The 22,259-nt window shown below is 49.4% G+C and carries 24 protein-coding genes; all 24 read left to right on the top strand.

The genetic code is table 11. The features are described from left to right. Positions 1-17: 17 nt before the first annotated feature. The 24 genes from KB449_RS35800 to KB449_RS35915 all read left to right on the top strand — a co-directional run bounded on the left by KB449_RS35800 (position 18) and on the right by KB449_RS35915 (position 22,141). Positions 18-599 carry a DUF6470 family protein gene (locus KB449_RS35800; RefSeq protein WP_282913200.1) on the top strand — a complete coding sequence of 194 codons (582 nt, stop codon included), beginning with the start codon at positions 18-20 and terminating at the stop codon, positions 597-599. 166 nt (positions 600-765) lie between these two features. After that, positions 766-1,230 (top strand): flagellar assembly protein FliW, encoded by a 465-nt coding sequence (gene fliW, locus KB449_RS35805; protein WP_282913201.1) that lies wholly within the window; start codon positions 766-768, stop codon positions 1,228-1,230. A 4-nt stretch (positions 1,231-1,234) separates the two neighbouring features. Further along, entirely contained in the window at positions 1,235-1,486 is a 252-nt protein-coding gene (gene csrA, locus KB449_RS35810) for a carbon storage regulator CsrA (RefSeq protein ID WP_282913202.1), read from the top strand. A 150-nt stretch (positions 1,487-1,636) separates the two neighbouring features. Then, on the top strand, positions 1,637-3,253 hold the full coding sequence (locus KB449_RS35815; protein WP_282913203.1) for a flagellin N-terminal helical domain-containing protein: 1,617 nt from the start codon (positions 1,637-1,639) through the stop codon (positions 3,251-3,253). Positions 3,254-3,380: 127 nt separating this feature from the next. Then, on the top strand, positions 3,381-3,971 hold the full coding sequence (locus tag KB449_RS35820; RefSeq protein ID WP_282913204.1) for a DUF8042 domain-containing protein: 591 nt from the start codon (positions 3,381-3,383) through the stop codon (positions 3,969-3,971). Further along, on the top strand, positions 3,968-5,884 hold the full coding sequence (locus tag KB449_RS35825; RefSeq protein ID WP_282913205.1) for a motility associated factor glycosyltransferase family protein: 1,917 nt from the start codon (positions 3,968-3,970) through the stop codon (positions 5,882-5,884). The genes KB449_RS35820 and KB449_RS35825 overlap by 4 nt, the downstream gene beginning before the upstream one ends. Beyond that, complete coding sequence (locus KB449_RS35830; RefSeq protein WP_282913206.1) at positions 5,884-6,933, top strand: nucleotidyltransferase family protein; 1,050 nt, start codon at positions 5,884-5,886, stop codon at positions 6,931-6,933. Before KB449_RS35825 ends, KB449_RS35830 begins: the two co-directional genes overlap by 1 nt. Next, positions 6,930-7,853: a Gfo/Idh/MocA family protein gene (locus KB449_RS35835; RefSeq protein ID WP_282913207.1), complete on the top strand. Its 924-nt coding sequence runs from the start codon at positions 6,930-6,932 to the stop codon at positions 7,851-7,853. Before KB449_RS35830 ends, KB449_RS35835 begins: the two co-directional genes overlap by 4 nt. Next, positions 7,846-8,559: an acylneuraminate cytidylyltransferase family protein gene (locus KB449_RS35840; RefSeq protein WP_282913208.1), complete on the top strand. Its 714-nt coding sequence runs from the start codon at positions 7,846-7,848 to the stop codon at positions 8,557-8,559. Before KB449_RS35835 ends, KB449_RS35840 begins: the two co-directional genes overlap by 8 nt. After that, positions 8,552-9,373, top strand: a complete 822-nt coding sequence (locus KB449_RS35845) for an SDR family oxidoreductase (protein ID WP_282913209.1) — start codon at positions 8,552-8,554, stop codon at positions 9,371-9,373. The genes KB449_RS35840 and KB449_RS35845 overlap by 8 nt, the downstream gene beginning before the upstream one ends. A gap of 98 nt (positions 9,374-9,471) precedes the next feature. Next, entirely contained in the window at positions 9,472-9,888 is a 417-nt protein-coding gene (locus tag KB449_RS35850; protein ID WP_282913210.1) for a flagellar protein FlaG, read from the top strand. 31 nt (positions 9,889-9,919) lie between these two features. After that, positions 9,920-11,770 carry a flagellar filament capping protein FliD gene (fliD, locus tag KB449_RS35855; RefSeq protein WP_282913211.1) on the top strand — a complete coding sequence of 617 codons (1,851 nt, stop codon included), beginning with the start codon at positions 9,920-9,922 and terminating at the stop codon, positions 11,768-11,770. A gap of 55 nt (positions 11,771-11,825) precedes the next feature. After that, on the top strand, positions 11,826-12,224 hold the full coding sequence (gene fliS / locus KB449_RS35860; RefSeq protein ID WP_350356280.1) for a flagellar export chaperone FliS: 399 nt from the start codon (positions 11,826-11,828) through the stop codon (positions 12,222-12,224). After that, entirely contained in the window at positions 12,217-12,567 is a 351-nt protein-coding gene (locus KB449_RS35865; RefSeq protein ID WP_282913212.1) for a hypothetical protein, read from the top strand. Before fliS ends, KB449_RS35865 begins: the two co-directional genes overlap by 8 nt. Positions 12,568-12,726: 159 nt before the next feature. Beyond that, the gene (locus KB449_RS35870; protein WP_282913213.1) at positions 12,727-13,722 is read left to right on the top strand and encodes an NAD-dependent 4,6-dehydratase LegB; all 996 of its coding nucleotides are present in this window, start codon (positions 12,727-12,729) and stop codon (positions 13,720-13,722) included. Next, positions 13,719-14,912 carry a LegC family aminotransferase gene (locus tag KB449_RS35875; protein WP_282913214.1) on the top strand — a complete coding sequence of 398 codons (1,194 nt, stop codon included), beginning with the start codon at positions 13,719-13,721 and terminating at the stop codon, positions 14,910-14,912. Before KB449_RS35870 ends, KB449_RS35875 begins: the two co-directional genes overlap by 4 nt. Continuing rightward, a complete protein-coding gene (gene neuC, locus KB449_RS35880; RefSeq protein ID WP_282913215.1) occupies positions 14,909-16,078 on the top strand; it encodes a UDP-N-acetylglucosamine 2-epimerase in 1,170 nt (389 codons plus the stop codon). The genes KB449_RS35875 and neuC overlap by 4 nt, the downstream gene beginning before the upstream one ends. Further along, the gene (locus KB449_RS35885) at positions 16,075-17,157 is read left to right on the top strand and encodes an aspartate aminotransferase family protein (protein WP_282913216.1); all 1,083 of its coding nucleotides are present in this window, start codon (positions 16,075-16,077) and stop codon (positions 17,155-17,157) included. Before neuC ends, KB449_RS35885 begins: the two co-directional genes overlap by 4 nt. 6 nt (positions 17,158-17,163) lie before the next feature. Further along, a complete protein-coding gene (neuB, locus tag KB449_RS35890; protein ID WP_282913217.1) occupies positions 17,164-18,258 on the top strand; it encodes an N-acetylneuraminate synthase in 1,095 nt (364 codons plus the stop codon). Further along, on the top strand, positions 18,242-19,258 hold the full coding sequence (locus KB449_RS35895) for a lipid II:glycine glycyltransferase FemX (RefSeq protein WP_282913218.1): 1,017 nt from the start codon (positions 18,242-18,244) through the stop codon (positions 19,256-19,258). Before neuB ends, KB449_RS35895 begins: the two co-directional genes overlap by 17 nt. A gap of 4 nt (positions 19,259-19,262) precedes the next feature. Next, a complete protein-coding gene (locus KB449_RS35900) occupies positions 19,263-19,928 on the top strand; it encodes a class I SAM-dependent methyltransferase (protein ID WP_282913219.1) in 666 nt (221 codons plus the stop codon). Between the two features lie 183 nt (positions 19,929-20,111). Beyond that, on the top strand, positions 20,112-20,309 hold the full coding sequence (locus tag KB449_RS35905; RefSeq protein ID WP_143106717.1) for a cold shock domain-containing protein: 198 nt from the start codon (positions 20,112-20,114) through the stop codon (positions 20,307-20,309). Positions 20,310-20,532: 223 nt separating this feature from the next. Further along, the gene (gene hpf / locus KB449_RS35910; protein WP_282913220.1) at positions 20,533-21,093 is read left to right on the top strand and encodes a ribosome hibernation-promoting factor, HPF/YfiA family; all 561 of its coding nucleotides are present in this window, start codon (positions 20,533-20,535) and stop codon (positions 21,091-21,093) included. A gap of 106 nt (positions 21,094-21,199) precedes the next feature. After that, positions 21,200-22,141, top strand: coding sequence for a DUF2920 family protein (locus KB449_RS35915; RefSeq protein WP_282913221.1), 942 nt, complete (start codon positions 21,200-21,202; stop codon positions 22,139-22,141). The last annotated feature ends 118 nt before the right edge of the window (positions 22,142-22,259 follow it).

Below are 22,259 nucleotides of genomic sequence, written 5' to 3' on the forward strand. Positions count from 1 at the left end.
GGGGCGGTGGCTGACGGATGAGAGGGATCGTACTTGCGCCGCAGATTCAGATTCAGCAGACATACGCGCAGCTTGGCATCGACGCAGACATCGGCACGCAGCATATCGAGCAGCCGCGTCCGACGTTCGAGATGAAGCAACCGCGCGCGCAGCTGGAGATCGAGTCTCCTGAGGGCCGCCTTGAAGTGGACTCGTCCAAGGCTTGGGATGCATTGGGTTTGGGCGGCCATCTGAACGTGATGAACAACATCTATTCAATGGCACCGCAGATCGCGCAGCAGGGGCTGGCCCGTATCGTCGAGGAAGGCAACCGGATGGCCGACCTGACCAACCCGAACAATCCGTTTGCGGAGTTCGCGGAGGACTGGCGCCGTACCTTCCCTGAGTTCGACTTCCGCGGCCCGGCGGCTTATAACAATGTGAGTGTCACCTTTACCCCTGGCGACCTCTCGATTCGCGCCTCTGCCAGCCCCGTAGAGATCCACAGCGAGGTCAATCCGCCGCTCCTCTCGTACGACAGGGGCAAGCTGGACATTTATATGCAGCAGTACAACAGCGTGAAGTTCACGCCGCCGCCGCTGGTTAGTTTGCAGGGCTGAGAGCTGTTTGCTTTCGTGCAGGCAGGATCGGCAATTCGTATGGCGAAATTCTAAACCATAGCCCCAGTCCGGCGATTGATCGCCGAAACGGCGTTATGGTTTTTCTATTTCATTTACTTGTGCGCTTCGCGAGTATGCACTTCATCATAGATAGGGAGCTGTGCGAATGATTATTCAATCTTCCGTGCTGGGCGCGGTCGAGATCGAGACGGACAAGGCGGTCAAGTTTACGCAGGGCATGCCGGGATTCGAGGATACGACGTCGTTCGTCTTGCTGCAGCCCGACCCGAGCCTGCCGTTTACCTACATGCAATCGCTGGATCGATCCGAGGTCGTCTTTTTGCTTACCGATCCTTTCGTTTTCGCGCCGGAATATGATTTGAGACTTTCCGAGGATGCGGTTGAGGAACTCCAAATTCAAGGCGAACAGGATGTACAAGTTTGGTCGGTCGTCACGCTCAAGGATAGCATCGAGACAGCCACGATGAATCTGCTTGCCCCGGTCATTATCAATGTGCGCGAGAAGTTGGGCAGGCAGATTGTGCTGACCAACTCCACTTACTCAACCAGACAATTGCTCTCGCCGCCTGTTCCGCATGGTGAAACGAAATCTACAGGGGACGGGGCGTGAGCTTATGCTGGTATTGTCCAGAAAAAAAGGCGAGTCCATTATGATCGGTCACGATATCGAGCTTATCGTCCTAGGGACGGAGGGAGATACCGTGCGTCTAGGGATCAAGGCTCCCCGGAGCGTTGCAGTGAATCGCAAAGAGATCTATGACGCGATCCAGGAATCTAACCGGGAAGCGGTCAACGTGCAGGTGCCGCTGGCGGATTTGCGCAAGCTGCTGGGCGGTCACGCGGGGGACACGGAAAGCGATCAATAATTTTCTATTTTTTTAAATTTGCTATTCACTAGGATTCGACTGCATTCGATATATATGTTAGGAGTTGAAGGACAGGGCGGCCGACCTTGACTTCAGCTAACTAAACCCCACATGGACGTGGGAACCGAACCTTCAAGGAGGAAGAAATCAATGCGTATTAACCACAATATCGCAGCGCTCAACACGCACCGTCAACTGACGGGCAACACGGCTGCTGCCAGCAAGTCCCTGGAAAAGCTGTCTTCCGGTCTTCGTATCAACCGTGCAGGCGACGACGCTGCCGGCCTCGCGATCTCCGAAAAAATGCGCGCTCAAATCCGCGGCCTGGACATGGCTTCGAAGAACGCGCAAGACGGCATCTCCCTGATCCAAACGGCTGAAGGCGCGCTCAACGAGACGCACTCCATCCTGCAACGTATGCGCGAGCTGGCCGACCAATCGGCTAACGGCACCAACACTGCCGACGACCGCGCTGCGATCCAAGAAGAAGTTAAGCAGCTGAAGGACGAAATCGACCGCATCGGCAACACGACCGAGTTCAACACGCAAAAGCTGCTGAACGGCGCGCTGAAGTCCGCTGGTACGGTTAACGTTGCAGTTGACACGACGACGGGTTCGCAGGTTGCGAAGTTGACGGGTGGCAAGGTTACCGGTTCCGGCACCATGTCCGCTATCACAGTTACTGACGCTAACTTTACTGCCGAAACGATTACAATCGATGGCAACGAAATCACGGTAGATTGGTCGCAACTGACAACCGATCAGCGCAATACGCTGAAAGGAATCGGCTCTGATTCTACAACCAAGAACAATGCTAAAGATCTGATTCTTCAAACAATCAACGATGCAATCGACAAGTCGGGTAAGAACACGGCTCACGTGACTGGTTATGTTGATACCTCCGGTAACCTGGTTATTGAGAGCGGTTCTAAAGGCGTCGATTCTAAGATTAAATCTGGAACATCTGGAGTACTCGGTTCTGTCGTTGGTGCAGGTCGCGGTGTTCAAAGCGACGGCACGACTAACTATAACGGAACAGCAATCGCTTCCGGTGCAACTGCAGATATGACGATCAATGGAATCGGCATGCAGATCACGCTGAACAGCGGTATTGCTGCTGGCGAGTCGATGGCTTCCGCTGCAGTCTTGTTGCAATCCGCAATCAATGCCGCCATCACGGCCTACAACTCGGATATCACGCACAAGACTTCAGGCCAAGAGGGCTATATCACTGCAGCACAAGTATCCGTAAGCTCCGATGGACGTTTCGTTATTACCAATGAAAATGGTCCTATTACGCTTAAGGATCAAACCGGTCAAACCACGATCTCCGACCTTGGCTTGTCCAAAGCTCAAACGGAATCTTCCGGCAACGGCGGCGTGACGTTCCAAATCGGCGCTAACCGCGGTCAAACGATTAGCTTCGGCATTAGCGATATGCGTACAGCTGCACTCGGCCTTTCTGCAGTTGATGTGTCCACCGCTACCAGCGCATCGCAAGCTCTGGATAGCCTTGATTCGGCGATTAAGAACGTATCGTCGCAACGTTCCAAGATGGGTGCTGTACAAAACCGTCTGGAGCATACGATCAACAACCTGCAGACCGCTTCTGAAAACCTGACGGCTGCTGAATCCCGTATCCGCGACGTTGACATGGCGAAGGAAATGATGGACTTCACGAAGTCCAACATCCTCTCCCAAGCAGCTCAAGCGATGCTGGCTCAAGCGAACCAACAGCCGCAAGGCGTACTGCAACTTCTGCGTTAATTTTAATTCTTTTTTCAAGAGAGGAGGCGCCATTAGGCGCCTTCTTTTTTGTGCTTTTATTTCCATTTCATTTCTTGCGATTATTGCCGATATAAAGAGTATATTAAACAATCGGAAGGTGCCACTAATGAACATAAAATTCAGGGACCAAACTTTTTACATTGAAGAGACCGGTGACCAAGCTAATATAGTAGCTGCTATTGATAAAGTTATTAGCGAAAATAAGATTAATCTTCATCATATTCAGATTGACGGTGTTCCTTACTATGAATCGTTTGCGGAAGTATTAACAGAGAAGGCTATTGAGAGTAGCAACTTTGAAATTGTAGAAGCGGGCTCTCTAGGTTGGCTGTTGGACTTGCTGCATACCATGCAAAACTACCTCAAGTCCGCTCTAGGCGAAATTTCACCACTGGCCTCTTCCTTTCATCAGGGCGAGGATCAAATTGATTGGGAACAGTTTAAAGAGCTTCTGGGCGGAATGGAGTGGCTAAGTGAAGCAATGCAGCTGGTTGCTAGCAGCAGCTTCTCTGGGCCTTCTGAAGCATTTAAGACGAAGACGAAGCAGTTAACCGAATTGACCGAGGCTTTATTCTCCTCGCTCGAAGATCGTGACCGTACATTAACAGGCGATATTATACTGTATGAAATACAGGGATTTTACGAGGAGCTACAAGAGATTTCAATTAATCTCTTGTCAGAGGAGAAGATTGTATGAATATTGAAGCCTCCAATCTTCAAGTATTAAGCCGGCGATTCCCTTCCGTACTCGGCTTACTGGAACGTAGGGAACAAGAATTCGAAAATGCTGGTTTTTTTACAATAGCTTCGCGTGCTTCGGATCCGACGGTTTATCGAGAAGCGGAAGGGAAAAAAACATTTTGGTTAAGTCAGTATAACCCTCGCCAAGAGGCAGCTAACTTCATCTCAAAATTTCAAGATGTAAATGATTATAATCATGTTTTATTTTATGGAGCGGGCCTGGGTTATCATATTGAAGAGTTTGTCTCGAAGTTCCCAAATATCAAATATTCCATATATGAACCTGAACCGTCTATTTTTTATCAATGGATGAAGTGTCGTCCTAACGCGCTATCGTCTTTGAGTTTGCTTCAAAATATTTTCATTGAAACTCATCCAGACCAAGTAAATATTTATTTAAGTCATCTGCTCCAGCATACAAACGGTCAAATTCAATTAATTGTTCATCCAGCATATGAGAGGTTCCTTCAAGAAAGAATAAACCACTTTTTAGAACAGTTTAAAGTTACGCTTAAAGTAGCCAAGCATAATTTAGCCGCATACGAACACTTCCAGAATATCTGGGTGGTAAATGGTACGCTAAACCTGAGACACACGCTTTCCACACCAAACTACTTGCAATTTAAAGAGAAATTGAATGGAAAACCGGTATTAATAGTATCTGCAGGTCCTTCGTTGCAAGATGAAATTGAAAATTTGCGAATGATTCGACAAAAAAACTCGGCTTATATATTTGCCGTCGGATCTGCAAACAAGTCTTTAATTAATCACGGCATAATGCCCCATGCTGTATGCGCGTACGATGGTTCAAATTTACAAACCAGTGTTTTCAAGGAGTTAATTGAGAGCGGAGCCACCGATATTCCATTATTCTATGGAAGTTATGTTGGAGCGATGCTGTTAGAGGAATATCATGGACCAAAAATACATTTTCTGATGACCCATGATACCATCGGGCAGTTCGTACTTCAAGACGAAGCGCTCAATCAGCCAAGTGTTGTTACTTCTCCGACGATTGCAGGAGTTATGCTGGATGTCCTGTGTAAATTGAATTGTACTATTTATTTTGTGGGACAAAACCTCGCTCTTCGAAATTCAAAATATTATGCTGAAAAAATTAGATACGATCACTTACCTGAAAATGTACTCAGTGCCGACTATCAGTATGTAAAAACGCTGGATGTCGATGGAGTGGAGATAGATACAACAAGAGACTTTTTAATGATGAAGATGAGTATTGAAGCCATAAAGCGCAGCTACCCGGAAATCGTAGCTTATAATACGACAAAAGGCGGGGCGGCAATTGAAGGAATTCCTTACCGAACATTGGATGAGGTCATACAAAGTGATTTTAAGCAGAATACTGTAGATGAGAAATGGTTCGAGGATGTAACTACGGATATTCAAATAAATGCAGCAATAAATCAAATTGAATCCCTAGTAAAAAGCGCTGAATCTCTAAAGATCATGTTGGATAAGATATCGGACCTTTTAACAAAGATTTATAAAAATGTCGAGCAGCGCAAACCAAACAAGCTGTATCCGATATTTCCGAAGTTCGATGCCGCGATTCAAGAGTTGCTTCGGAACGATGCGTATAAAGTATTTCTGCTGCCAATGAATCAGAATGCTCACGATTTGCTCTGGAAAAAAATAAGCGACATTAAGCTTGAAGCGAATGTATTTACAAAGGGCAATATGATTGCCCAACACTTCGGAAGTTACATTTATGAATGTCAAAAAGCTTATGCGCAAAGTAAAGGTGTAATCAGCCATTTACTTGAGACTAAAACCATTGAACAGAAAAAGATCGAAGCGCTACAAGCCGAATCTCCTATCGCGGAGGTCGAAGTCGGGGGGGCAGTGTAATGACATCTTGGAAAAGTACTATCGTCCCTTTTAATATGCCTATCGCAGAAGTAATCAAAACGATCGATTCCAGCGCTATGCAAATTGCACTTGTGATATATGAGGATGGGAGACTTGCCGGAACGGTAACGGACGGCGACGTTCGCCGCGGGATTCTGCGCGGAGTAGGCCTTCATGAAGAGGTCTCCAACATTATGAACGCTAATCCGACGCTGCTTCCAGAGCAAACGGAGCCCGGTGTTATCCTGTCGATGATGCGGATCAAGCAGATTCGTCAGATTCCGCTGGTGAACCATGAAGGACAAGTAACCGACCTCAAGCACTTCGACGATTTGGTGAGGCCGACTCGCAAGAGCAATTGGGTCATGCTGATGGCCGGCGGACTCGGTACGAGGTTGAGTCCCTTGACCGACTCGATACCAAAGCCGCTACTCAAGGTTGGCGGCAAGCCGCTGCTAGAAACGATTCTGGAGAGCTTCATTGCAAGCGGCTTTGAGAAGTTCTATCTCTCGGTAAACTACAAGTCCGAGATGGTGGAGAGCTACTTCGGCGACGGTTCGAAGTGGGGCGTGACGATCCGTTATGTGCGCGAGAGTAAGCGTATGGGGACTGCAGGGGCGTTAGGCCTGCTGGAAACGATACCCTCTGAACCTATGATTGTGATGAACGGCGATTTGCTGACCAAGGTGAATTTTAATCAACTATTGGAATTCCATCATGAACATCGCGCGCTTGCAACGATGTGCGTGCGTAATTATGAATATCAGGTTCCCTACGGCGTAGTTAACGTGGACAAGCACAAGCTGATTGGTCTCGTTGAGAAACCGTCGCAGCATTACTTCGTAAACGCGGGCATTTATGTGCTGAATCCAGAAGTAATTAAACAGATTCCAAGCGATATTTTCTACGATATGACGACACTGTTCGAGTCGTTGATGGACAATAAACGAGAGACTTGCGTCTTCCCGCTTCGCGAATATTGGCTTGATATCGGCCGGATGGACGATTACGAGCGGGCTAACGGCGAATATGCGGAGATTTTCGTATGAACGTGCTGATCGTCGGCTACGGATCCATCGGAGCTAGGCACGATGCTATCCTGCAATCAATGGGACATACGGTTTCACTAGTCAGCGGCCAGCACATCCAGGATCGCCCGGTGTACCGGAGTATCCTACAGGCATTGGAGACGGAGTTCTTCGACTACGTTATTATTGCGAACAGGACACACCAGCACGCTGATGCGCTGCGATCGTTAGGCGAATTGAATTATCAGGGCAAGCTGCTTATCGAGAAGCCCCTTTTTGATCGAGTAAATGCCGAGTTTCAAACTCAGCAGCGCGATATTTATGTGGCCTATAACCTACGGTTCCATCCCGTTCTGCAACAGTTAAAGAATGCGCTGCACTCGAGCGGCTCCGAATTGCTGACGGCCAACATCTATGTCGGCCAGTATCTCCCTGATTGGAGACCTACCCAGGACTATAGAAGGGGGTATTCAGCACAGCGGGAAATGGGCGGCGGTGTGCTGCGAGATCTGAGCCATGAACTGGATTATGCCATCTGGCTGTTCGGCGAATGGGAACAATTAACGGCACTCGGTGGAAAAAGTAGCTCGCTTGAGATTGACAGCGACGACAACTTTACAATCCTTTGCCGGACTACAGGATGCGGTTCGCTGACGATTCATATGAACTACTTAGATCGAATGCCTAGAAGAACAATTGTAGTAAATACGAACGATGGAACATGGATTGCCGATTTGATAAAGAGCACGTTATCTTTTAACGGTGAGATTAACACGTACGAGACGGTGCGGAATGAATCGTATATTCGTATGCATGAAGCGATGATTGCAGGAGAGCCTGCGTCCCTATGTACTTTTCAAGAGGGGATGCGGATTATGAATATGATCGACGCCGTCGAAGCAGCGAATGAGAACAAGGATTGGGTGATGAGACGTGAATAGAATTTGCACGATTTGTGCGCGCGGCGGATCGAAGGGTGTTAAGAATAAAAATATTCGGATGTTGGATGGCCGACCGCTAATCGCGCACAGTATAGAGCAAGCGTTGGCCACCGGTATATTTGCCACGATCGCGGTAAGCAGCGATTCAGATGATATTCTGGTTGCTGCACGTGAAGCCGGCGCAACGATTCTGGTAAAACGCCCCGAAGAAATGGCGTCGGACACGGCGGCCAAGCTACCGGCAATCCGTCATTGCTTTACGGAGGCCGAACGCATCGCCGGAACGCGATTCGATACGATCGTCGATCTGGACGCAACATCGCCTCTGCGTATCCCGCAGGATATCATTGAAGCCGTGGAAATGTTGGAAAGCAAGCGAGTGTCCAATGTCATCACGGGGATGCCTTCCCGAAGATCTCCCTATTTTAATCTTGTCGAAATAAATGACAATGGCGCCGTTGAACTGTCGAAAAAGCTCCCTTACAAGGTCGTCAGAAGACAAGATGGACCGCCATGCTATGACATGAACGCTTCAATCTACGTATGGTCCCGTGAAGCGCTGTTGAATAACGACGCAATATTTGTGGCCGATACCCGGCTTTATGTGATGCCGGAAGAGCGCTCTATCGACATCGATAACGAACTGGAGTTCGAATGGGTGGAATTTTTGCTGAACAAGCAGAAGGAGGCGCGTCATCGTGTCTGATTCCCCTTTTGACTTCAACCTGCAGGGCAAAAACGCCGTAGTAACTGGCGCCATCGGAATACTCGGTCGCAGATTCTCGTTGGGGCTGGCGAGTCAAGGCGTCAACGTCGCCATCGTCGATTTGGACGAGGAAGCTTCATCGGCTTTCGCTGCAGAACTGTCCGAGAAGTACAACGTAAAATGCATGGGCGTCGGTTGCGACGTATCTAATCCAGATTCGGTAAAGCGTATGGTAGAGCGGGTAGTGGAGCAATTCGGGAGTATCGACATTTTACACAATAATGCGGGTGGCAAGTCTGATGATCTTATTGCTTACTTTAAACCGTTTGAGGAGTATCCGCTTGAGGAATGGCGTAAATCGATGGCGGTCAATATTGATGGCGTTTTTTTGGTCGCACAAGCTGTCGGCAAGCAAATGGTGGCCCAAGGAAGCGGGGGATCGATCATCCAAACGGCTTCGATTTACGGCATTGTTGCTCCCGACAATCGCATCTATGAAGGCTCCGAATATTTGGGCGTGGCTATTAATACACCGGCCGTTTACGCAGCTTCGAAAGCCGCTGTTGTCGGTTTAACCCGTTATCTCTCTACTTACTGGGCCTCGCAAGGCATTCGCGTGAACAGCATCACGCCAGGGGGCGTGGAGAGCGGGCAGAACGAGCAGTTTGTCCGCAAATACGCGAATCGCGTTCCACTTGGGAGAATGGCTCAGAGAGACGAGATGGTCGGCGCCTTGCTTTATCTGGCTTCCGATTTGTCGAGCTATGTAACCGGTCAAAATATAGTGGTAGACGGCGGGCTGAGCGCTTGGTAAACGGCTTTTATCATCCATAATTAAACAAATAATCTCTTCATATTAGCGCATGTTATTCCGATATAGGAAGCAAAGCTAAGTTTTTTGGAGGGATACGGATGGATTCAATATCATTGGGTTCGGCATCCGGTTACACGGGAGGTGTCGAAAGGGTTCCATCAGCACAGTCAACCGAGCCTGCAGCGAAAACGGAGGAAACGTCTTCTTCGCCCGATTTTCCTTCTTCTGGCGATTTTCCAAGTTTAGCTGCGCTTAAGCAGGCGGAACAATCGGGCGACCAGATCGGGATTAGCGACGAACAGGTCTTGAAAGCAATTGAAAAGGCACTTAAGAACCTTGCTGGAAAGACCACAAGCCTGCAGTTTTCAATACATGAGAAAACCAAGCATGTCATGGTTAAGGTGGTTAATTCCGAGAACGGCGAAGTTATTCGGGAGATTCCGCCGGAGAAGAATCTTGACTTTCTTGCGAGTCTATGGGAAAAGGCGGGCATTCTGGTTGACGAACGCAGGTAAATCAATCCTTTAGAAAGGAAGGTGAAAATCATTGGTTAACCGCATTACAGGTCTGGCTTCCGGTATGGATATCGATTCAATGGTCAAAAAACTGATGGATGCCAATCGGATTCCGCTGACGCGATTGAATCAGCAGAAGACAGTGCTCACCTGGCAACGGGATGCATACCGTGCCGTTAACACCAAGATCTCTGACTTCAGGAACGTAGCTTTCGATATGAAGCTCAACAGCAACTTTAACAGCCGCAAGGCTACGTCGGATTCCGATGACTCTATATCGGTATCAGGCACGGCTACGGCGACTGAAGGAACGTATAAAATCAAGGTCGACCAAGTCGCCGAGACAGCGAAGCTTACCTCTAGCGGTGCCGTAGGCGCCAAGGCGCTTAGCGGTCTGGACACAAAGCTGGGGGATCTCAATCTGGCTGCGGATACCACGCTTACGATTGGCGGCGAAAAGGGAACGGCAACGATCGTCGTCAAAAAGACAGATTCGCTCGATACGCTGATTAAAGCCATCAACAACAAGTCCAACACGACTGGAGTAAAGGTCAGCTACGATACGACTTTGGACCATTTCTTTTTTGCATCCTCGGGAACGGGTTCCAACGCCAAAGTTGATCTTAAGAGCGAGGACGGCAGCCTGATCTCAAATGTATTTAAGCTAACGCCAGGAAGCCCGGTAGCCGGTAGTACAGTGACCGGTACGCAGACCTTTGCCGACGGTGCAACTACGCGGGTCAACAAGGACTTGACGACTGCGCAAACCCTTCGGATCGGCTACGATGGAAAAACGGTGGACTTTACGGTAGATGCTACGACCCAAATCGGAAACTTGATCGATCAAATTAACAACTCCGATATCGGTAAGAAGGGCGTGACCGCTTATCTGGACGCCAACAATAAGCTGGCGTTCACCAATCCTACCGATCAAACAGTCAAGCCGATTATGATCACGGACCAAACATCGGACGCCAAGGATGTCGTTGCGAATCTGGGCTTCACCGCGCCGGTCACAACGCCGCGCTCAACCGCGGGCTTATCGGGCTCAGGTAAGGACGCAATCATTGAATATAACGGCGTTACAGGCACCTATGCGACCAACACGTTTTCCATTAACGGGCTTAATTTTACAGCGAAAAAAGTCATGACAACCGAAGCTAATATTACGGTCAGCCAGGATACGGACGCGATTTACGACAAAATTAAAACCTTTGTCGACAAGTACAACGAGATGATCGGCTCAATCAACTCGACGCTGGACGAAAAACAATACAGAGATTTCACGCCGCTTACCGACGAGCAGCGATCCAACATGAAAGAAGACGAGATTAAGTCTTGGGAAGCCAAAGCCAAGAGCGGTCTGATCCGTAACGACCAGATGATTTCCTCTGCTCTCAACGGTTTCCGTCTCTCGTTATCCTCCGTTGTGTCCGGACTCCCTAGCGGCGATATCAAGCAATTGTCGCAAATCGGGATTACAACCGGCACATACGCGGAGAAAGGCAAGCTCTATATCGACCCGACTGCCTTAAAAAAGGCGATCTCGGAACATCCGGACGAGGTGTCCGCTTTGTTTACGGCAACGGATGGCGGCAATAAGACATCAAACACCGGGGACGGGCTCGCTACACGGTTGGTCGAACAGGCGGACAATCTCATGGCAAGCCTTAAGACTAAGGCAGGGACAGCATCCAGCGTTGATTCCACTTATACGATGGGGAAACGAATCGGAGAGTTTGACAAGCGAATATCAGCTATGTCGACCATGCTTGACGATATGGAGACCAAGTATTACAACCAGTTTTCCGCCATGGAGACTTACATCAATCAGATGAACGCTCAGAGCGCTTACTTGTCCCAGCAGTTCGGTACGAGCTAGGAATAGGTTGAGCTAGGTCATCTGTAGCTAAGGCAACTTTGAGGAGGATGCGGCTATGATGCCTGCAGCAACCCGCAACAAATATATGGAGACGGCCATTCAGACGGCCACTCCGCAGCAATTGTTGATCATGCTTATAGATGGTGCCATTCGTTTTTGCAGAGCAGGGATCGAAGGCATTAAAAACGGCAACTTCGAAGATGCCAACAAACAGCTTGTAAAAGCGCAAAACATTGTGAGCGAATTCGTAATAACACTGGACCGCGATCAGCCAGTAGCGGCTGGTTTGCTTCAACTTTACGAATACTTCAACTATCGTCTCGTGCAAGCCAATATCCACAAAAAAGCAGAGCCGGCCGAAGAAGTCATGCAGCATTTGTTGGAACTGAAGGAGACCTGGATCCAAGCCGCGAAGCTCGCATCGACGCCTGCGGTACAGAGTTCTCATGGATGAACTGTTTGTTGAGCTGCTGCAGATTACGGAAGAGGCGGCGATTCATCGTGAACGTCTGACGGACGAAGATTGGAAAACCTATATGACGAAGCGGACGGAATTGTTTATTAAAATTCGCCGCGTGGATGCGGAATTAGAGCCTTCTTCGCCTATTCGTTTAAAGATGACGCCATTTGTGCAGCGGCTTTCGGAGCTGGATATACTACTTTTGAATCAAATGCGCTCGATCAAAGATGAAGCTGCCCTTCACCTTCGCGGAATACAGGACGGACGTCGCCAGAAACAAGCGTACGAAGTTACGGAAATAATGGAAGAAGGCTTCTATGTCGATAAGCGGAGATAAGGGAATGATTCCGCAGGGGGAGTCTTCAATCGGCAGTTCTTCTACCCGTTAATGGACGCGGTAAAAGCCCCGGATCATCCGGGGCTTTTGTTGCTTCTGAACGCAGCGTTATGTTACTAATGAGACATACGTAAGTAAAGCAGGTCGGAGGCGTTGTTTATGAAGGTACTGGTAACAGGGGCGGACGGATTTATCGGCTCGCACCTGACGGAAGCTCTGGTAAGACAAGGGCATGACGTGAGAGCTTTTGTCTATTACAATTCGTTTAACACATGGGGCTGGCTAGATGAGTGTGGAGAGGACGTCCGCGGCAAATTCGAAGTCTTCTCCGGCGATATCCGGGACTCGCACTTTGTTCGTCATGCGATGGCAGGCGTGGATGCAGTACTTCACCTGGCGGCATTAATCGCGATTCCGTACTCTTATACTGCGCCTGAGGCATATGTAGATACCAACGTCAAAGGAACGCTTAACGTCATACAAGCAGCCAGGGACCTGGGTGTTTCAAAAGTTCTGCATACCTCTACCAGTGAAGTTTATGGAACGGCACGCTTTGTTCCCATTACGGAAGAGCACCCACTACAGGGGCAATCTCCTTACTCCGCGTCTAAGATCGGTGCGGACGCGATGGCCTTGTCCTATCATGCCTCATTCGGCACCCCGGTGACGGTAATCCGGCCTTTTAATACGTATGGTCCGCGGCAATCCGCGCGTGCCGTAATCCCCACGATCATCACGCAGCTGGCATCTGGCAAGCGTAATCTTAAGCTGGGCTCGCTTCACCCCACTCGGGATTTTAATTATGTGAGCGATACGGTAGGCGGATTCTTGGCGGCCCTCCGCAAAGAAGACATCGCCGGTCACACGTTGAACATTGGGAGCAACTATGAAGTGACCATCGGTGAGACGGTCCGACTCATCGCCGAGCTGATGGATACGGAAATAACGATTGAAACCGATGAACAGCGCCTTCGGCCTCAGGATAGTGAGGTGGAGCGTTTGTGGGCCTCAAACGCAAAAGCCAAAGCGCTGATCGGCTGGGAGCCGGCGTTCGGCGGCGTTGAGGGCTTCCGAAAAGGGCTCCGTCAAACCATCGATTGGTTTACGGATTCTGCAAATCTCAAGCGCTACAAGACGGAGATGTACAACGTATGAGATTGACGGATTTGAATACAAGCTCGATTCTGGAGGCCTTGAAGCGTTCAATAGAACCGTTAAGAGGGGCAGGTGAAGATCTGCTGCCACTTCATGCTCCCGAATTCGACGAGCAAGCGTGGACATACGTAAAAGATTGCCTGGATACTGGTTGGGTCTCGTCGGTAGGTTCTTATGTGACGCGGTTCGAGCAGATGCTAGCGCAACGCACCGAACATAAACACGCGGTAGCCGTAGTGAACGGGACAGCTGGTCTTCAGGCCGCGCTGGTCGCACTTGGAATCGGTATGGGGGATGAAGTGCTGATTCCTTCTCTTACTTTTGTCGCCACCGCTAATGCAGTCGTACATGCGGGGGCTGTTCCCCATTTTGTAGAAGCCGAATGGACGACGCTCGGGATCGATCCGCTGAAGCTGGAAGCCTATCTCGAGTCGGCTTGCGAGCAGCGTTCCGGCACTTTGTATAACAAAACCACGGGCAGGCGGGTGGCTACGTTAATTCCGATGCATACGTTCGGTCACCCTTCGGACATGGAGCGGCTTGGCGAGCTGGCGCATCGCTTGGGCCTTAAGCTGATCGAAGACGCCGCCGAAGCGCTCGGTAGCTTTTACCGGGAACGGCATGTCGGCCATCATGGACAAGCGGCAGTACTGAGCTTTAACGGTAATAAGATTATTACGACAGGCGGCGGCGGAGCGGTATTGACCGATGACGATTCGTTGGCCCGGCGACTTCGGCATTTGACCACGACGGCTAAGCTGTCGCATCGCTGGGCGTTCGAACATGACGAGCCGGCCTTCAACTTCAGACTGCCCAACTTGAATGCGGCTCTTGGATGCGCGCAGCTTGAGAGGCTGGATGAACTTCTCGATAGAAAGCGGCGACTGGCTTTCTATTATAAAGAACATATTCAAAACATAAATGGAATTCGTTTTCTGGAAGAGCCGGAGGGGAGCCGAAGTAACTACTGGCTGAATGCAATCGCGTTGGAGCAACCAAACATGGTGGCAAGGGATCAATTACTCGACGCGTTGAATGATGCCGGCATTCAAGTGCGCCCGATCTGGACCCCGATGCATCTGCTGAAAATGTTTAGCGACTGCCCCCGTATGCCGATGACAATCGTTGAAGATATCTATGCGTCGGTTATCAATCTTCCGAGCAGTGCCGCATTAGGAGGACGCGTATGAAGCGAAAACTATGCGTCGTAACAGGAACAAGAGCCGACTATGGGCTGCTGTCGGGTTTGATGAGCGAGATCTTGGCGGATCAAGAGCTAGAACTGCAGATCATCGCTACGGGCACGCACTTGTCGCCGGAGTATGGGATGACCGCTTCCGAAATCGAACGGGACGGCTTCCAAATCGACGTCAAAGTGGAGATGCTGTTATCTGCGGACACTTCTTCGGCGGTTGCCAAATCAGTGGGACTGGCTGTTATTGGGTTCGCCGATGCGTACGAGCGTCTGAAGCCGGATTTAATCGTCGTATTGGGTGATCGCTTCGAGATTTTGGCCGCGGCGCAGGCGGCGATGCTCTTCCGGATCCCCGTAGCTCACATCTCGGGGGGAGAGATTACGCAAGGCGCGGTGGACGATATGATTCGGCATGCCGTGACCAAAATGTCGCATCTCCACTTCGTGGCCGCAGAGACGTATCGACGGCGGGTTCTGCAACTTGGCGAACAAGGTGAGTTCGTGTTTAACGTTGGCGAGCCGGCACTCGACAATATCCGCAGATTAACGCTGATGGCCCGTGATCAGTTGGAAGCGGATATTGGGTACCGGTTCCATGACCCACAATTCCTCGTTACTTATCATCCCGTCACGCTAGGGAGGATGAGTTCGGCCGAGGCTATGCGGAGTTTGCTGGAGGCACTGGATCGATTCCCGCAAGCGGGGATATTGTTTACGATGCCGAACGCCGATATGGATAGCCGCGTGATCATACAGATGATTCGTGAATATGAAGCGGCAAGGCCGACCAAGGTAAAAGCCGTTTCTTCGCTGGGGCTACTGCGTTACTTGAGCGCGATGAGGCTGGCGAACGTCGTTATCGGCAATTCGTCGAGCGGTATAACGGAAGCTCCGGCGCTCCGAAAGGCAACCGTCAACATCGGCGATCGACAGGCGGGCCGTCTGCACGCTTCTTCCATCATCAACTGCGGCGAGCATGCGGATGAGATCGCGCAGGCTATCGAAAACGCCATCTCTGCCTCATTTCAACAAAGCTTGCCGTATACCGTATCTTTGTACGGTGAAGGCGATGCCGCCTTGCGGATGAAAGAGCTTTTGAAGCATGCAGATCTGGACGCTTTGCGTACAAAAAAATTTAACGACTGGCAGGACGTTCAATGACACGGATCGGCGGAGAGATGGAGCTTGATTTCTCTTATTGGGAAAGTGAACCTCTTCAAATGCCGCTTAGGCTCGCGCTTCCTTATCGTCTTTACACGGACAGTGCACGGAGCGCCTGCCTGATCGCGCTGGAGGAGTTAAAACGTAACGGATGCCACACGGCATGGCTGCCACGCTACGCCTGTGATTCAGTATTCCAGCCGTTTGAGCAGGCGGGGATAAATATTCGGTTATATTCGATGAGTGAGACATTAGAAACGGCGCACTTTGAGTATGAGCCCGATTCGGGAGACATTGTCTACTACATCCATTACTTCGGCAAGCAGCAGACGGCCGTGGAGCAATTGATTGAGCGGTGGAGACAGACAGGAAAACAGTTATGGGTCATTGAGGACGCCGTTCAAAGTTTGCTTGGCGAGCACACAGGCCGTTTAGGAAACTTTACGCTTTACAGCCTCCGTAAATTTTTGCCTGTGCCAGACGGTGGTATTTTGGCATCAGATATGCCCATCGATTATCCATTGGAGGCGGCGCTCGTCGAGCGCGCCACCAAGCGAATGGCAGCCAAGCTGCTGCGCAGTCAAAATCTCGCGGAGGAATGGCAGTTGCAGCTGGTACAGGAGACGGAAGAGGAATGGGACGGACCTATTCGTCCTCGCAGGATGAGCGGCATTACTGAGGAACTGCTTGCACGAATGGATTGGAAGGAGATAGCACGGGCGAGGCGGGACAATTGGAGAGAACTGTACCTGCGACTGTCTGGATCAGCTCCTGTATTTGACGGTCAGTTGGCGCTGTTATACGACGCGATTGCTGCGGAAGAGGTACCATTAGGTTTCCCTCTTCAGGTATTGAATGGGCAACGGGATTCATTGCGTGCTTATCTTCGAGATCGTCAAATCTACTGTGCGGTGCATTGGCCGTTGTCGCTGCTAAAAAATGAGAAGCATATACCTCAGCGCGAGGCGCGGGCTAGCGCCGAACTGCTTACTTTGCCGATCGATCAGCGCTACGGAGCTGACGATATGGACCGGATGGCGCAAGCCGTACAAGCTTTTTATAAAGGGATAAAAGGGTGAATATGAATGGCCACACATGCCTATCTAATCGCCGAGGCCGGCGTCAATCACAACGGATCGCTGGAGCGGGCGCTCGCGATGGTCGACGCGGCCGCCGAGGCTGGCGCGAATGCAATCAAATTTCAAACTTTTAAGTCCGAATTGGTTATCAGCAAGTTCGCGCCAAAGGCTGAATACCAAAAAAAGCAGACCGGGGAAGAGGAATCACAGCTGGATATGGTCCGCAAGCTAGAACTTGATCGAGCGGCGCACGAGCAATTAATCCAGCGTTGCGAGGAGAAAGGGATCGACTTTGTTTCGACACCGTTCGATTTGGACAGCGTGAAGCTGCTCGGAGACGAGCTCCAAATTCCGGTTTTAAAAATTCCTTCCGGAGAAATTACGAATGCGCCCCTTCTGCTCGCCGCAGCCCGCACGGACAAGCAGATTCTACTCTCGACAGGAATGTCCAGTCTTGGCGATGTGGAGACAGCGCTCGGCATATTGGCTTTCGGTTACCTTTATAGGGAGGGCGAGCCCTCGCTCCGCGCGTTTGCCGCAGCCTACCTAAGTCAAGAGGGACAGCAGGTACTACAAAAACGCGTACGGTTATTCCACTGTACGACCGAATATCCGGCTCCCTACGAAGATGTAAACTTGAATGCTATAAATTCGATGCGTTCCGCTTTCGGTCTGCCAGTCGGACTTTCCGATCACACGCCGGGCATAGAAGTGCCGATTGCGGCTGTTGCGATGGGGGCGGAACTGATCGAGAAGCATTTTACTATGGATCGGAGCTTGTCTGGACCGGATCATGCAGCGTCCCTTGAACCTGACGAGCTGAAGGCGATGGTATTCGCCATTCGCCATGTTGAAGCGGCAAGAGGCGATGGCATCAAGCGTCCAGCTGCGTCGGAGATCAAAAACATCGCCATTGCACGCAAAAGTCTCGTGGCGTCCAAGGCGATCCGGCAAGGAGAAGTTTTCACGGAACGAAATTTGACGGCGAAGCGCCCGGGCACGGGAATATCTCCTCTTCATTATTGGGAACTGTTAGGCAAACCGGCTTCCCGCGATTATGAAGAGGACGAGGTGATTCGCGGCGATGTGGGCGAATTATGACGAAGCGCTGACGATCTACAACATGCTGCCTGCTCAGGTGCGAACGCCGGAAAACCATCCGGAATATGTGCAACTCGATACACAGCGGAATTCGAATCTAACAGCCGTGTACTATGTTTATCGTGAGCAGGACAGCTTGTACTATCATGCTTTACATGAATCCGTCTTGCCCGACGGGACGGCAAAGGATCTCCAGTCGGCTTACGGCTATGGTGGACCGGTAACAAATGATGAGGATCCGGCGTTTCTCGCAAGGGCTTGGCAAGCTTATTTAACAGCGTGTATGGAACGGGGGATTTTGGCCGAATTCATTCGGTTCGATCCGCTTCTGCGCAACGATAGATGGTACGGAGGCAATTCTGCTAGAGATCGCAGCACGGTTTGGATTGATCTCGCGGCAGGCATGGATAGCGTCTGGCGTGAGATGAGCGGCAGGGCTCGAACTTCAATCCGCAAGGCCGAGAAGGAAAATCTGTCGATCCGCGAGATTAAACCGGAAGACACAGAGGGCTGGAAGCGATTCAAGGCGATTTATGAGGAAACGATGGGCGTGCTGGACGCAGACTCTTTTTATTTGTTTACTGAAGATTATTTTAAAGGCCTGGCTGGTTATGCAGGGCAGCGACTGCTTGTTGCAGAGAAAGAAGGGGAGCTGCTGGCGGCTTCTCTATTCCTTCGTCACGCAGGAAGAACGGAATATCATCTGTCGGCCTCCAGACCGGCTGGTAAAAGGATCGGCGCCAGCAATCTGCTATTAGCCGAAGCCATACGCCGTTATGGCGCTGAGGGAGCCCAATGTTTGCATCTTGGCGGAGGAACAGACGGACGTGAAGACAATCCGCTCTTATTTTTTAAGAGAGGGTTCTCGCAAAGGCGGGCGGAATTTCGCATCGGATGGTTTGTCCACGAACGTGGACGCTATGATGCCATGAAGCGGGCTTGGGAAGAACGGGCAGGAAAACGCGTTGACCGCATATTATTTTATAGATTTGGAGAGTGACAGTATGTCTTGGGATCCAGTTTGGGAGAAAGTGTTTAGTTCGCAGCAGTGGGGGAAATATCCGGGAGAAGATCTAATTCGTTTCGTTGCCAGAAACTTTTATAAAGCTGAAGATCGTAGTGTGATTCGTATTTTAGAAATTGGTTGTGGTCCGGGTGCTAACTTGTGGTATATGGCGCGCGAGGGGTTCAAGGTTTACGGGATCGATGGCTCTTCAAGTGCAGTAACTCAAGCCCAACAATATCTCAATGCTTCCGTGCCAGGGTGGGAAGGCGAAGTCATAAAAGGTGATATTATAAATCAGCCTTATCAAGATGGTTGGTTCGATGCAATTATCGATAATGAAGCGGGTTCTTGCAATTCTTATGAAAATGCTTTGCTTATTTATAAGGAAGCGCACCGAGTGCTCAAGCCCGGCGGCAAAATATTTATTCGTACCTTTGCGGAGGGAAGCTGGGGCGAAGGAACTGGCGAGCGGCTGGCACCTGACGCTTGGTCTTGTTCCCAGGGACCATTGGCCGGAAAAGGGTATTCCCGATTTACGAAACAATCTCAGATCCCCGAGTTGTTAGCCGGTTTCGAAATAGAAAGTATAGAGAAGCTGGACAGAACGATGGATGATATGAAACAAGTGGTGTCGGAATGGCTCGTTAATGGAGTTAAAAAGTAGAGAAACTACGATTGTTGTCAAACTGACAGCTTATAAGCACAGCATGGCAGTAATCGCTTACATTTTCCCCATTGACACAAAACTTTCCATGATGGTATATTCTCGTTGTGGGCCAGGCCAAATCGCCTATAGCAGTGGAATCATTGATCCCATTGAATTGAAGATGAAGGGAATGTTATGCACATGCAAGGTAAAGTGAAATGGTTCAACGCAGAAAAAGGATATGGCTTCATCGAGGCAGAGCAAGGCGGCGATGTTTTCGTTCACTTCTCCGCGATTCAAATGGACGGCTACAAGGCGCTTGAAGAAGGCCAGCCGGTTGAGTTTGACATCGTGCAAGGTGCACGCGGCCCGCAAGCAGCAAACGTTATCAAAATCTAATAATAGAGCGCCGCAAAGGCGTTCGGCTCGTATAGATAGAACATCGGTCCTGAATACGATTGATGGCCACCCCGCCTCGGAGCAATCCGGGGTTTTTCTCTTTCGTTAATCGTTTTCATAGCTGTTTTCAAAGTTAACAGAAAATTCAAAACAATCATCGGAATGTTTTGAAATCGGCCTCCGTGGTATGTTAAAATGAAGTCAGCAAAGGAGGCAACAGCATATGAAATATACGATTCGCGGTCAGCGCATGGAAGTCACGGCAGCCCTGAGGGAATATGTCGAAAAAAAGCTAACCAGGCTCGAACGGTATTTTGAAGCGCCTCCCGAAACCGATGTTCAAGTAACGTTAAGCGTAACCAAAGGCAGCAGCGCAGTTGAGGTAACGCTTCCGCTACCGGGGATGTTTCTCCGGGCGGAGGAGAAGAGCAACGACATGTATGCTTCGATCGATCTCGTAGTGGACAAACTCGAGCGTCAGATCCGCAAACACAAAACCAAATTGAACCGCAGAATGAAGCAGGATAACCAAGCCCGTATCTTTAAGGAAACCGTTCCGGGAGCGACTTCTTCCGCCACCGCTCTCTTGCTGGATGAAGAAGAGGACTTCGAGCTCGTGCGGACGAAGCGATTCAAGTTCAGACCGATGGAGGTCGAGGATGCGATTCTGCAGATGAATCTGGTCGGTCACAATTTCTACGTGTTCGCCAATTCCGCGACGAAGGAAATGAATGTCGTTTACCGTCGGAATGACGGGACGTATGGGTTGATTGAAGCCGATTAATAAATTGACTATAGTTATAAAATTAAACCCTGACTCTAGAGCCAGGGTTTAATTTTATGGTTGAATAATCCGATATATCCTGCATATTAAGCAATCGAGGTGCATTATGGCTAAGGAATATGAATTTGTCATGCCAGGACATCCAAACATCTACGGAGGGGATCAGCCACATAATTTAAAAATTTATTTTTCAGAACCTGATTCGGGCGTGAATACAGATACAGGCATTGTATTGTTTATTGCTGGATTCGGAGGACATGCGAATTCAAATGTTTATAAGAAAATGAGATCCAATTTTGCTGATCGGTATAATCTAGTAACAGTCCAATGTGATTTTTTTGGTTGGGAGTTCATGCAGGCTGAACCTTTGGAGGAGTCGCTGAATAATTTTAATGATATGGGGCTAATGCAAGTTCTCGATAATATAACTGCGGTTATGGCCGTTATAGAAATATTAAAAGATAATGAGTTCACTTTTAATTCTAAAAAAATTATTGCGTATGGACATTCCCATGGGGCTTATTTGTCATTGTTATGCAATCGATTGGCCCCCGGTCTATTCTCCTTGATCATAGATAATTCAGCCTGGTTGTATCCTGCCTATCTAAGTGCAGATCGTTATTTGTTTACCGGCAGCGATACTCCAATTGTATTTAATTATTTTGCGAAAAGTAATGAGAATGACAAGGGGATTTTGAGTCTCCCTTTAGTATACAAAAGCATAAATAAATTTTGCCAAATTCATTCCTTCCACGGTTCGGCAGACAGGTTAATCACTTTTGAAGAAAAAAGAAGATTTTGCAATGCCATTCGCAACTGCTACTTGCATGAGATAACGGCCGCTAAGGTGGATCATCAAATATTTAAATCAAATGATCACGGTTTAGATGCAGATTTTTTATTGCTATTTGATTATGTGATGACAGAACTTGACGTTAAATTTAATCGCGGAACGGAAGTTATAATTCCGAATCATGAAATCCGTACCGATTTACATTCGTACCATTTCGATTACACTAATAAAATCCCGATCTTAACTTTAAAATAATCTCAGCAAAATTAATTCTGAACACAGTAATCTGGTGCATCAATCTTGATTTTCCTGTTCCTTGCCCCCCTCCCGCCAAACTGCTAAAATAAATAGATACGGTCATCCCGGATAGGGG

Origin of the sequence: Cohnella hashimotonis, assembly GCF_030014955.1 — a bacterium.
In the GTDB taxonomy this organism is placed as follows: domain Bacteria; phylum Bacillota; class Bacilli; order Paenibacillales; family Paenibacillaceae; genus Cohnella; species Cohnella hashimotonis.

Coding starts and splice junctions, on each gene's coding strand:
- KB449_RS35800 (WP_282913200.1), top strand. CDS start 18: ATGAGAGGGATCGTACTTGCGCCGCAGATTCAGATTCAGCAGACATAC.
- fliW (WP_282913201.1), top strand. CDS start 766: ATGATTATTCAATCTTCCGTGCTGGGCGCGGTCGAGATCGAGACGGAC.
- csrA (WP_282913202.1), top strand. CDS start 1,235: ATGCTGGTATTGTCCAGAAAAAAAGGCGAGTCCATTATGATCGGTCAC.
- KB449_RS35815 (WP_282913203.1), top strand. CDS start 1,637: ATGCGTATTAACCACAATATCGCAGCGCTCAACACGCACCGTCAACTG.
- KB449_RS35820 (WP_282913204.1), top strand. CDS start 3,381: ATGAACATAAAATTCAGGGACCAAACTTTTTACATTGAAGAGACCGGT.
- KB449_RS35825 (WP_282913205.1), top strand. CDS start 3,968: ATGAATATTGAAGCCTCCAATCTTCAAGTATTAAGCCGGCGATTCCCT.
- KB449_RS35830 (WP_282913206.1), top strand. CDS start 5,884: ATGACATCTTGGAAAAGTACTATCGTCCCTTTTAATATGCCTATCGCA.
- KB449_RS35835 (WP_282913207.1), top strand. CDS start 6,930: ATGAACGTGCTGATCGTCGGCTACGGATCCATCGGAGCTAGGCACGAT.
- KB449_RS35850 (WP_282913210.1), top strand. CDS start 9,472: ATGGATTCAATATCATTGGGTTCGGCATCCGGTTACACGGGAGGTGTC.
- fliS (WP_350356280.1), top strand. CDS start 11,826: ATGATGCCTGCAGCAACCCGCAACAAATATATGGAGACGGCCATTCAG.
- KB449_RS35865 (WP_282913212.1), top strand. CDS start 12,217: ATGGATGAACTGTTTGTTGAGCTGCTGCAGATTACGGAAGAGGCGGCG.
- KB449_RS35870 (WP_282913213.1), top strand. CDS start 12,727: ATGAAGGTACTGGTAACAGGGGCGGACGGATTTATCGGCTCGCACCTG.
- KB449_RS35875 (WP_282913214.1), top strand. CDS start 13,719: ATGAGATTGACGGATTTGAATACAAGCTCGATTCTGGAGGCCTTGAAG.
- neuC (WP_282913215.1), top strand. CDS start 14,909: ATGAAGCGAAAACTATGCGTCGTAACAGGAACAAGAGCCGACTATGGG.
- KB449_RS35885 (WP_282913216.1), top strand. CDS start 16,075: ATGACACGGATCGGCGGAGAGATGGAGCTTGATTTCTCTTATTGGGAA.
- neuB (WP_282913217.1), top strand. CDS start 17,164: ATGGCCACACATGCCTATCTAATCGCCGAGGCCGGCGTCAATCACAAC.
- KB449_RS35895 (WP_282913218.1), top strand. CDS start 18,242: ATGTGGGCGAATTATGACGAAGCGCTGACGATCTACAACATGCTGCCT.
- KB449_RS35900 (WP_282913219.1), top strand. CDS start 19,263: ATGTCTTGGGATCCAGTTTGGGAGAAAGTGTTTAGTTCGCAGCAGTGG.
- KB449_RS35905 (WP_143106717.1), top strand. CDS start 20,112: ATGCAAGGTAAAGTGAAATGGTTCAACGCAGAAAAAGGATATGGCTTC.
- hpf (WP_282913220.1), top strand. CDS start 20,533: ATGAAATATACGATTCGCGGTCAGCGCATGGAAGTCACGGCAGCCCTG.
- KB449_RS35915 (WP_282913221.1), top strand. CDS start 21,200: ATGGCTAAGGAATATGAATTTGTCATGCCAGGACATCCAAACATCTAC.